We start from the raw sequence: 3,429 nt of genomic DNA on the forward strand, positions 1-3,429 counted from the left end.
TCAAAGGAACCTCGTCCCGGCCGTGATGGCCGGAGACGGGGTATCAACTAATCTGGCGTTGATTTTTGGCACGCTGTTGAGTTCTCAAGGAACGGTCGCTTCCTTTGTACTCACCCTCTCGGGCTTTCCTCCGGGCGCTTCCCTTCGGTCTTGCGTTTCCGACTCTATCAGATCCGTTTTCCGATCCGATTCCCTGTCGGCGGGATTGCCGGGAGGCTCTGGGCTTTCGCCCGTCGGCCTTTCGACATTCACTACGTTAACCGATTCCCCCGCCCGATTCCTAATCGGGCTCCGGGGATTCGAATTCGGGCATGCGGGCACGCCAAAAATCGACCCCGTTGAGGGTGTTTCGTAGGTAGTGGGTTGGCCGCTCCGGCTGCTGACTGCGCAGTACCCGGTTCAGCGGCTCGGGCCACGTTACGCGCCTCGCCAAGGCGCGTCAACTTGAGCGACGCCTCGGGACATGGGCCCGATAGGGGCTCACCGTGGGGTCGTTGGCGATCCAGTAACGCCAGGGGTGGATGTCGCCGTTGCCCCCGTCACCCGCCACACCGGTGCGCGGACCGTTGCGTACCTGGTCGGAGGGAACGGGTGTGCCGGTGAGGATCCTCAGCGGTGTCTCGCCGGAGGCGCACGCGTCCGTGCCGTCGAGGGCTCGGTCCACGTCGAGGGCGGTGGCCAGGCGGGCCGGGCCTTTGGCCAGTTCCTTGTCGTTGCGGGCCGAGAGTCGACGTTTGCGGGCGAGCTCGGCGCCCTCGACGATCTCGCCGGCGCGCAGCAGGACCGCGCATGCCTGGCCGTCTGGGCCGCACACCATGTTCATGCAATGCCACATGCCGTAGGTGAAGTAGACGTAGATGTGCCCGGGGGGACCGAACATCACGTCATTGCGGGGTGTACGCCCGCGGTAGGCGTGGGAGCCGGGGTCGTTCGGGCCGTCGTAGGCCTCGACCTCTGTGAGACGGAGGGCGATCGGACCGTCCGAGGTGGTGCGTACAAGGATGCGGCCCAGGAGGTCGGGGGCTACTTCGAGGACGGGGCGGTCGAAGAAGTCCCGGGGCAGGGGCGTACGGTCGGGGGTCGCGATCATGCCGTCCGAGGGTAGTGCAGACGGGTGGCCGCAACGGGGTGGTCAGGGGGCGTGCGGCTTGCCAGGGTGAGAGCGCGGAACCGGCCACGGCCGGATCGCGTTTGTAGGGATCAGGGATCCACTCTGAGAAGAGGAGAGTCATGGCGTTCAAGAAGCTGCTCGCGAGCCTGGGGGCCGGCGGTGCTTCGGTCGAGACGGTGCTGACCGAGGTCAACGTCGTTCCGGGCGGTGTCGTCCAGGGCGAGGTGCGGATTCAGGGCGGGTCCGTCAGCCAGAACATCGAGGGCCTGTCCGTGGGGCTTCAGGCGCGTGTCGAGGTCGAGGGCCAGGACTCGGAGTACAAGCAGGACATCGAGTTCACGAAGCTGCAGCTTGGTGGCGCCTTCGAGCTGCAGCCGGGTGCGGTGCACGCGGTGCCCTTCGGGCTGGAGATCCCGTGGGAGACGCCGGTCACCACGATCGACGGTCAGACGCTGCGTGGCATGAACATCGGTGTGAGCACGGAGCTGGCGATCGCCCGGGCCGTGGACTCCACCGACCTGGACCCGATCAACGTGCACCCGCTGCCCGCGCAGAAGGCGATCCTCGACGCCTTCATCCAGCTGGGCTTCCGCTTCAAGAACGCGGACATGGAGCGCGGTCACATCCGCGGTACGCGGCAGAAGCTGCCGTTCTACCAGGAGATCGAGTTCTTCCCGCCGCAGCAGTACCGCGGGATCAACCAGGTCGAGCTGAGCTTCGTCGCGGACGAGCACACGATGGACGTCGTCCTGGAGATGGACAAGAAGCCGGGGCTGTTCAGCGAGGGCAGTGACACCTTCCGGTCGTTCCAGGTGGGTCTGAACGACTTCCAGGGGACCGACTGGGCGGCGTACCTCAACCAGTGGCTGTCCGAGGTCGGCAGCAAGCGCAACTGGTTCTAGGCTCGGAACTGCTGATTCCACTGTTTCGTCAGGAGGTATCGAAGTGACCGAGCTCAAGAGGCGGCCGCTGCCGCACGACTTCCATCCGCCCGTGCCGTCCTTCACGGTCACGAGTGAGGACGTCGAGCAGGGCGGGACCCTCAAGGACGCTCAGGTCCACGCGGCCGGCAACACCTCGCCCCAGCTGCGCTGGGAGGGCTTCCCGGCCGAGACCAAGAGCTTCGCCGTGACCTGCTACGACCCGGACGCCCCTACGGGGAGCGGGTTCTGGCACTGGGTCCTCTTCGACATCCCGGCCTCGGTGACCGAGCTGCCGGCGGGGGCGGGCAGCGGCAAGTTCGAGGGGCTTCCGGAGGGTGCCGTGCAGGCTCGTAACGACTACGGGTCGAAGGACTTCGGTGGCGCCGCGCCGCCTGCCGGGGACGGGCCGCACCGCTATGTGTTCACGGTGTACGCCGTGAATCAGGAGAAGCTCGGTCCGGACTCGGACGCCAGCCCGGCCGTCGTCGGGTTCAATCTGCGGTTCAAGGCGATCGCGCGTGCGCATGTGATCGGTGAGTACGAGGTACCCGCCGAAGCCTGACGTTCATGGAACGTTTGCCCGCCCCTGGTCATGGAAGTGATCGGGGGCGGGCATTTTTTATTTCGTTGTCCATCTCGGCGTGCCCGGCCAGAGTTGATCCCAGTCCGCCAGGGGGTGGGCAGGTGCGCACGGGAGGTGGGCTGCAATGCGGGACACGCTGGTACTGAACGCGAGCTTCGAGCCGCTGTCGACGGTGACGTTGAATCGAGCCGTCGTTCTGGTGCTTCAGGACAAGGCCGTCGTCGAGCAGGCCCACCCCGAACTGCGTATGCGTGGGGCCGAGGTGGACATACCGGCGCCCCGGGTGATCAGGCTGTGCAGGTACGTACGGGTGCCGTTCCGAAGACAAGCGCCGTGGTCGAGGCGGGGTGTTCTGGTGCGGGACCGGCACCGGTGCGCGTACTGCGGACGCAGGGCCACGACTGTGGACCATGTGGTGCCGAAGTCGCGGGGTGGGCAGGACACCTGGCTGAATACGGTCGCCTCGTGTGCGGAGGACAATCATCGGAAGGCTGACCGGACTCCTGAGCAGGCGGGTATGCCGTTGCTTCGGGAGCCGTTCGAGCCGACTCCCGCCGATGCGATGCTGCTGACGCTGGGGGCCGAGGAGTTTGCGGCGCTGCCGGATTGGTTGGCATTGGACGCCGCGTAGCTAGTCGCCGTGCTGCTTCGGCTTGTTCGTCGGCTGCGGGTCTGCTGGGGCTGGTCGCGCAGTTCCCCGCGCCCCTAGCGGCGTGGGGGGGGGCCGGGGGGGAGGTTGGGGGGGCCCGTTTGGGGTTGGAGGGGGGCCCGGGCCGGCGGGGCGCGGGGAGAAGCGGCGGGGGCGGGGGTGG

At 67.0% G+C, this 3,429-nt stretch carries 4 protein-coding genes; 3 read left to right on the forward strand and 1 reads right to left on the reverse strand.

From position 1 onward, the window contains the following. Nucleotides 1–439 precede the first annotated feature (439 nt). Complete coding sequence (locus ACFWYS_RS46525; RefSeq protein ID WP_384783172.1) at nucleotides 440–1,090, reverse strand: DNA-3-methyladenine glycosylase; 651 nt, start codon at nucleotides 1,088–1,090, stop codon at nucleotides 440–442. A gap of 140 nt (nucleotides 1,091–1,230) precedes the next feature. Between ACFWYS_RS46525 and ACFWYS_RS46530 the strand changes: the two genes are divergently transcribed. From ACFWYS_RS46530 to ACFWYS_RS46540, 3 genes are all read left to right on the forward strand, one after another. Beyond that, nucleotides 1,231–2,013, forward strand: coding sequence for a sporulation protein (locus ACFWYS_RS46530; protein ID WP_384783175.1), 783 nt, complete (start codon nucleotides 1,231–1,233; stop codon nucleotides 2,011–2,013). 43 nt (nucleotides 2,014–2,056) lie between these two features. Beyond that, on the forward strand, nucleotides 2,057–2,596 hold the full coding sequence (locus tag ACFWYS_RS46535) for a YbhB/YbcL family Raf kinase inhibitor-like protein (RefSeq protein ID WP_384783178.1): 540 nt from the start codon (nucleotides 2,057–2,059) through the stop codon (nucleotides 2,594–2,596). Nucleotides 2,597–2,741: 145 nt separating this feature from the next. Then, a complete protein-coding gene (locus tag ACFWYS_RS46540; RefSeq protein WP_384783181.1) occupies nucleotides 2,742–3,248 on the forward strand; it encodes an HNH endonuclease in 507 nt (168 codons plus the stop codon). The last annotated feature ends 181 nt before the right edge of the window (nucleotides 3,249–3,429 follow it).

This window comes from Streptomyces sp. NPDC059010 (assembly GCF_042740355.1).
GTDB lineage: Bacteria > Actinomycetota > Actinomycetes > Streptomycetales > Streptomycetaceae > Streptomyces.

Bases quoted from the DNA above. Each gene is read 5' to 3' on its own strand.
- ACFWYS_RS46530 (WP_384783175.1), top strand. From the start codon at position 1,231: ATGGCGTTCAAGAAGCTGCTCGCGAGCCTGGGGGCCGGCGGTGCTTCG.
- ACFWYS_RS46525 (WP_384783172.1), bottom strand. From the start codon at position 1,090: ATGATCGCGACCCCCGACCGTACGCCCCTGCCCCGGGACTTCTTCGAC.
- ACFWYS_RS46540 (WP_384783181.1), top strand. From the start codon at position 2,742: ATGCGGGACACGCTGGTACTGAACGCGAGCTTCGAGCCGCTGTCGACG.